This window comes from Desulfobacterales bacterium, from assembly GCA_029211065.1.
Taxonomy (GTDB): domain Bacteria; phylum Desulfobacterota; class Desulfobacteria; order Desulfobacterales; family JARGFK01; genus JARGFK01.
On the sequence record JARGFK010000190.1, the window covers coordinates 1 to 4,855 of the forward strand.

6 protein-coding genes are annotated in these 4,855 nt (G+C 51.3%); all 6 read left to right on the top strand.

The genetic code is table 11. The features are described from left to right. The coding region (locus P1P89_22260; GenBank protein MDF1594244.1) for a hypothetical protein at positions 1-717 on the top strand (717 nt) is incomplete at its 5' end. A gap of 13 nt (positions 718-730) precedes the next feature. Then, positions 731-2,641 (top strand): nucleoside-diphosphate sugar epimerase/dehydratase, encoded by a 1,911-nt coding sequence (locus tag P1P89_22265; GenBank protein MDF1594245.1) that lies wholly within the window; start codon positions 731-733, stop codon positions 2,639-2,641. Positions 2,642-2,808: 167 nt separating this feature from the next. Continuing rightward, positions 2,809-3,051 (top strand): sugar transferase, encoded by a 243-nt coding sequence (locus P1P89_22270; protein MDF1594246.1) that lies wholly within the window; start codon positions 2,809-2,811, stop codon positions 3,049-3,051. Between the two features lie 208 nt (positions 3,052-3,259). After that, complete coding sequence (locus P1P89_22275; protein MDF1594247.1) at positions 3,260-4,183, top strand: transposase; 924 nt, start codon at positions 3,260-3,262, stop codon at positions 4,181-4,183. 32 nt (positions 4,184-4,215) lie between these two features. Next, entirely contained in the window at positions 4,216-4,389 is a 174-nt protein-coding gene (locus P1P89_22280; protein MDF1594248.1) for a sugar transferase, read from the top strand. A 34-nt stretch (positions 4,390-4,423) separates the two neighbouring features. Next, positions 4,424-4,696, top strand: coding sequence for a type II toxin-antitoxin system RelE/ParE family toxin (locus P1P89_22285; protein ID MDF1594249.1), 273 nt, complete (start codon positions 4,424-4,426; stop codon positions 4,694-4,696). Positions 4,697-4,855 lie beyond the last annotated feature (159 nt).

Genomic DNA, 4,855 nt, shown 5'->3' on the forward strand with positions numbered 1-4,855 from the left:
ACCCTTGAGAATATTTTAAGTGATCATGTTCGTATCGCGCATAAAATTGTGGATACACTGCAGGATAAAAAAGTTCTGGCGCTGTTCAAGGCGTATCTCAAACACGGCTATTATCCGTTCTATTTCGAGGATCAGAATGAAGACTTGTTTTATCAACTGCTCAATCAGAATCTGCATACTATCATAGAGAGCGATCTAATCGCAGTCCAGCCGGCCCTGACCGGGAACAGCATCAAAAAGATTGCAAAGCTTTTGGCCATTATCTCCGCTTCGGTCCCTTTTTTTCCGGACTTAAAAAAGTTGACGGATCTGACGGATGTCGGTGATCAGCGGACGTTGAAAACCTACCTGAAGTATCTCGAAGATTCCGGTTTGATCATGGGTCTGAGCCGTACCGGCAAGGGGTTTCGTCGCCTGGAAAAACCGGAAAAGATTTTTCTGAACAATCCCAACTTGATCTATGCCTTTTCACCGAATGTTGGTCTGGGAACTATCCGGGAGACATTTTTTCTAAATATGCTTGGTACCAGGCATGCTCTCAAAGCCCCGCCGCGCGGCGACTTTCTGGTTGATGACAGGCACCTTTTTGAGGTCGGCGGCAGGAACAAGGATTTTTCCCAGATAAAGGACATCGAAAACAGTTTTTTGGCATTGGATGACATGGAAAAAGGATTCGGCAGAAAAATACCACTTTGGCTCTTTGGTTTTTTGTATTGATCGACAGAGTTATATGTTCAGCAGACAAATCAAAAATCTTAATTTCTACGTCATCCTGATCAGCGACATGGCGCTGTTTGCCATGGCGCACGCGTCGGCCTACTGCATCCGCTTTGAGTTTAGCATCCCTGACACATCCCTGGAGCAGATGATTTTTATCCTGCCGCTGATTATTCCAATTAAACTTCTGATATTCAATGTTTTCGGTTTGTACCAGGGGATGTGGCGGTATACCAGCATTTCGGATATGTGGGGGCTGGTCAAGGCAACGGTCTTTTCCAGCCTGGTGATCCTCACTGCCATGCTGATCGTCCACCGCTTCAGCGGGTTTTCCCGGGCGGTTTTTATATTGGACGGATTTCTGACCCTGGTCTTTACCGGCGGGATGCGCCTGGGCATCCGTCTGCTGTATCAGAAAAAAATGATCCAAAACGGTAATAACGGCCGATCCGTCAACATTCATAAAGATGAAAAAAAGCCGGTCCTGATCATCGGGGCAGGGGATGCCGGCGAAAAAACACTCCGGGAAGTGATGGACAACCCGCGCCTGCCCTTTAAGGTGGTGGGGTTTATCGACGACGAATCGTCCAAGAAGGGGCTGTCGATTCATGGCGTCAGCGTTCTGGGGGACTTGGGCACGCTGCCCGTCAACATCCAGCGATACAAAGTGGAAGAGGTTTTGATTGCAGCGCCGTCGGCCACCGGCGAGCAGATGCGCCACATTGTGGAGACCTGCGAACTGTGCCATGTGCGCTACCGGACCCTGCCGGGGTTGGGAGAACTCATCGACGGCAAGGTGAGCGTAAAAGCCCTGCGGGACGTCAACTTTCAGGACCTGCTGGGCCGTCCGCCGGTGGAGCTGAACATGGATGCGATCCAGGCGTACATCAAGGACCGCTGCGTGCTGGTGACCGGGGCCGGCGGGTCCATCGGCTCCGAGCTCTGCCGCCAGATCGTGCGGTTCAGTCCGGAGCGGCTGGTCCTGGTGGATGCATCCGAGGCCGATCTTTACCGGGTCCAGATCGAGCTCAAACAGCAGGTGGGCTACATCCGCTATACCACGATCCTGGGGGCGGTCCAGAACGGCCCGCTCATGAACGGGGTCTTTAAGAAGTATCAGCCCAAGGTTGTGTTTCACGCCGCCGCCTACAAGCACGTGCCCATGCTGGAGGAAAACCCCTGGCAGGCGGTGATCAACAATATTTCCGGCACTCAGGAGATCATGGAGCGCGCTATCGAACACGGGGCTGAATATTTTGTCCTGGTGTCCACCGACAAGGCCGTTCGGCCCACCAATGTCATGGGCGCCACCAAGCGGGTCGGCGAAATGATGATGCAGGCCCTTGCCGGCAACGGCACCCGCATGATGGCGGTGCGCTTCGGCAATGTGGTGGGATCCTCAGGGTCGGTGATCCCCCTGTTCCGGGAGCAGATCGCCCGGGGCGGGCCGGTGACGGTGACGCACCCTGAGATCACCCGGTTTTTCATGACCATTCCCGAAGCCACCCAGTTGATCCTCCAGGCCGGCGCCATCGGCGCAGGCGGGGAGATATTCATCCTGGAGATGGGCACCCCGGTTAAGATCGTGGACATGGCCCGGGACCTCATCCGCCTTTCGGGCCGGGACCCGGACACGGACATCGAGATCGTGTTTACGGGCTTAAGACCGGGGGAAAAGCTTTACGAGGAGCTGATCACCGAAGGCGAGGGGATCGTTCCCACCGACCATGAAAAAATCCTGGTGCTCAAATCCGACGGCCGTTTTAACGGCCACGGCGGCAAGGACGTCTTCCGTGAGTGGTTGTTTGCGGAACTCAAGACCCTTTACCGGGCGGCCCGCAAACAGGACGGCTACGCCATCCGCAGCAAGCTCAAGGAGATCGTACCCGAATACAGCGCCCAGGACTCCGAGTGTGTCCTCTAACTACCATCCCATTTACCGATTTCACGTCAAACCTGTTTTCGGTAAACCAAAATCCACTTACCGATTTCACGTCAAACCTAAAATCGGTAAGTCGCCGGGAAAGTTGATCTCACCTGTAACTCTTACCGATTGATTTGTTAAATTGATTTGTTAAAAGGTGAGAAGGTATTGTCGGCCCCCGGCCGCCGATCCCATCCGAAGTTAAGAAATACGATATGTGGCAGCGCCGCCGGCTGTCCATGAAGCCAGGCATCACCTGCCTTTGGCAGGTCACCCCCTGCCGCAACGATGTCTGCTTCGACGACTGGATGAAGCTGGATCTCGAGTACATCGACAAGTGGTCCCTGTGGCTCGATTTTAAAATCCTTTTCAAAACCGCCGCTGTGGTCCTGACCGGCTCCGGCCGCTGATCCCAGTAATCCCATTTACCGATTTCACGTCAAACCTGTTTTCGGTAAGTTGTAGAAATCAGATCAGTATGCCGCTTCTTTTACCGATTTCACGTCAAACCTAAAATCAGTAAGACGCCGGCCTGTCCGGATTCCCTATAAGCGTTATTTCGGTTTAATTGATAAAGGCTTTTGAACCTGGCGTTCTTTTTTTTTAAAGGAGTCGCTGTTGGACCCGATTGATTTGGTTGCCGAGCATAAGGTCAATCGTTTTTTTCGTGCGCGAAAAAAACTGACACAGGGAAATATCATTTCGCATATCACCCAACGCGCCGCCGGCAAAGATCCGTGCTTTGTCGAAGACGACGACTTTCTGTGCATGCTGGGATTTCTCAGGGAATCGGCACAAAAGCACGACTACGAAATCTTTTCGTTTTGCCTTATGGGAAACCATGCCCACTTACTATTGCGGCCTAACCAGGGAAACCTCCAGTCCGCCATGCGGGATCTGTTTTCCCGGTATGCGATGAGATTCAACCGGAAATATGAAAGGCGGGGGCATTTGTTCGGAGGACCTTACCGGCAAGCCGTATGTCTGGACGATGCATACTTGATAGCTGCTTCGGTATACATACACTTAAATCCGGTAAAAGCGGATATCGTTTCCGATCCCAGGGATTACCGATGGTCGTCGGTTCGGCTATTTGTCGACGAATCAGAAAAGAGTTCTTTCGTAAATGCCGGTTTCATCATGCAAATTCTCGCCAATGATCTTCAAATTGCCAGGAAAAGATACCGACAGCTACTGGAAAAAGGATCGAAACTGCCTATTGATTATGCACAATCGCAAGAGAGTGGAGTGGAGCATTTCAAGCAAAAACTCCTGGCGGCGTTTCCTAAAATTTTCGGAAAAATGGCAACTGTCAAAACAGTGGCCAGGATTGCTGGAAAAGAGATAATAAATATGGAAGCGCTGGAACGGCGAATCGATGAGGCCGTGGCCCAATATGGTAAACGGAAACCGGGATCGCGCCGGGCAATAAAATTTCTCATCGAACAACTGACTGCCAGGGGGTTCAAGCGGTTTGAAATTGCGGAGCTTCTGCATCTTTCGCCCAAAACAGTTTATAACATTTTGAAAATGCAAACATAATACGGCCGTACTTTACCGATTTCAGGTTTGACCTGAAATCGGTAACTGCCGACGACTGTGGCAGGGTCACCCCCTACCGCAACGATGTCTGCTTTGATGACCGGATGAAGCTGGATCAAGAATACATCGACAAGTGGTCGCTTTGGATAGACTTTAAAATCCTTTTCAAAACCGCCGGTGTGGTTTTGACCGGCTCCGGCCGCTAATCCCAGTAATTCCATTTACCGATTTCAGGTCAAGTTGGAAGCCGATCTTGGCGGTGGGATTGTGAAAAAGCGTATTGCTTTTCCGGGGAGAGGAAAGCGCGGCAGCACGAGAACATTGCTGGCGACGAACCGGGATGATCGTTGGTTTTTTGTATTTGGTTTTGAAAAGAACGAACGTGAAAACATCTCAGAAATTGAACTGGTAACTTTGAAAAAGTTGGCAAAAGACCTTCTTGGCCTGACCGCGACGCAAATTGCAGCGGCTATTGAAGAAGGTTCTTTGGTGGAGGTCAAACATGAAGAGTGAACGGCACAAAAGCCGCCTTTTAGGCGCGGTTCATGAAACTGCCCGGGATTTGCATAAACTCGGGTTTATCGATAAACGCACGATGCGGGAGTATGATTTTTTGTGTATCGAACCGGTTTCTCCTTATTCGGCAGATCAGATTCGTTCTCTGCGGAAACG

Excerpts from the sequence above, each read along its gene's own strand:
- P1P89_22265 (MDF1594245.1), top strand. The coding sequence starts at position 731 with ATGTTCAGCAGACAAATCAAAAATCTTAATTTCTACGTCATCCTGATC.